At 36.6% G+C, this 2,033-nt stretch carries 1 protein-coding gene and 1 pseudogene; one reads left to right on the forward strand and one right to left on the reverse strand.

Annotation, left to right across the window (positions count from 1 at the left end; translation table 11 throughout):
• Positions 1-628: 628 nt before the first annotated feature.
• Entirely contained in the window at positions 629-1,579 is a 951-nt protein-coding gene (locus tag NM10_RS12105; protein WP_020311832.1) for a hypothetical protein, read from the forward strand.
• Between the two features lie 259 nt (positions 1,580-1,838).
• Here NM10_RS12105 and NM10_RS12110 read toward each other — a convergent pair.
• Positions 1,839-2,033 (reverse strand): annotated as a pseudogene (locus tag NM10_RS12110) (IS256 family transposase); the annotation flags it as partial.

The following is a 2,033-nucleotide window of genomic DNA, read 5'->3' on the forward strand; positions in this document are numbered from 1 at the left end:
TCAGTTCCCCAACGAKSAKGCAGTCTTCAAGATTTTCTACCTACGCATCCAAGAGCTCTATAAAAAATGGAAGGGTCGTCACGTCGCAAACTGGGCGATGGTCCGGAACCAGCTGCTCATGGACGACAGGATGTCTCAGCTTATGCAGCAATACGATGTTGCTTATTGAATCGATTTACACAAAACTCTTGACACACCCTATGCCCCCGCATTTTAAGAGATTCAGAACAAATAATCTGGGATGACTTATCCTTGCCTGAATATGGTATTATTTCTGTAAAACCATTATTACATTATAATTTTCCATCACATTCTGGATGTTTTGTTACGATTGATAAGAGATACTTAGAGGACTACGCTAGTTTAAAAAAACTGTGCTGTTGTTGCTGTCTTTTATGAGGAACGGCGTTGTGCTATAGATGATGAGTTAGAAAAATATTTTAATGGGACAGATGATATAAATATATCTGAACCTGGACGGTTAGTAGATATAAAACGAGATATTTGTTCTGATACAAATGTTGCTATTTGTCAAGTTTGGGGGTGCCGACAGGTAATTATACCAAAAAGTAGACCTATTTCTGACGAACAAAGTTGCGATTTAGAATGGCCAGATTATCCTGGTAGCATGACTCTGGATAGAGCAAGAGCACAAGGCGTTCTGGATTTTGTGTATATAAAAGATCAAATATTAGAGCAATTTGAGGGTAAAGATGTATTTTATATTAATCCCACAAGTGGAAGTATTTCATACGATGGATGGTGGACATTGTCATGGTGTCATCGTGTTGGAAGAGATTATATCGCTTATGAAATAAAAAAAATATATGAAGGATGCCCTTCATCAATAATACAGAATGTCAATTGTTATGCGGTATCTAAGGATATTGCAATTGAGCAACAACAAACACTTGGAAAAGCAAATATTGGTGTTCGTGCGGAAAAACTTATTAATGTTTTTGAAAATCTTGGTTTGGCATTATCTAATCTTTGTAATTCTTTTGATCTTCCATATGACGACATGGATATTATTGGTTTAAGTAAAGAAACAGTTGATTATAATGGTTGGTGGACTTTGGATAATCTTAAACCGCTAGGATATCGAGTGGCGCAAGATATGACAGAGCAGGAATTTCTTAGTCGTTGTACAGAAATATATAAATTATTTGAAGGCATCAAAGAAAAATCATTAAGAAAATTTTTACATAAAGCAGGAATGGATATAAAAGAAATTAAGGATTTCAGATCTCTTAAATTATTGGCTACAATTATGCAACTCTGTAGTATAGCATTGGATTCGGGACTTAATTTGATTACACAACATGAGAATATTATTATGCGATGGAATAAGGATATTCAAGTAGATGGGATGAGCTTTTTGTTTGCTCTTGTTGATCTCAGGAACGCATCATCACATCCTATGTCTGATGAAAAAGTAAAAAGTGCACTAAACGTTTATGGAATAGACCCTAAAAACATGAGCACAGGTTGGGGAATTGCAGTAGATATGGTATATGACAAGTTAACTGAGAATTTGATCAATATTATTCAAATGTTGCAACGGTGCTTAGAAATATAATGTATCAAATTTAATAGTGGGCATGCTAAAATTTTTTGAAATTATCATGGAGCACAAAAATCCCATATAGGTGTATTCTTTTATTATTAGTATACAGGCTTGCTTGATGACATATCTTGTTACAATATAATTGGACATATTCCCAAGAACGGACAGAAGCACAAAATGCCGTGGACTTGTTTCCGAGGACGAATGGGTGTCAAAAACACACTGAAAATACATCCAAAACGGGTGTGTCAAGAGTTTTGTGTAAATCGATTCAATAAGCAACATCGTATTGCTGCATAAGCTGAGACATCCTGTCGTCCATGAGCAGCTGGTTCCGGACCATCGCCCAGTTTGCGACGTGACGACCCTTCCATTTTTTATAGAGCTCTTGGATGCGTAGGTAGAAAATCTTGAAGACTGCATCCTCGTTGGGGAAAGCGCCTTTCTTGGTCGACCTTGCGGCTGA

Origin of the sequence: Megasphaera sp. NM10 (assembly GCF_000417505.1) — a bacterium.
GTDB lineage: Bacteria > Bacillota > Negativicutes > Veillonellales > Megasphaeraceae > Megasphaera > Megasphaera intestinihominis.

Excerpts from the sequence above, each read along its gene's own strand:
- NM10_RS12105 (WP_020311832.1), top strand. The coding sequence starts at position 629 with ATGACTCTGGATAGAGCAAGAGCACAAGGCGTTCTGGATTTTGTGTAT.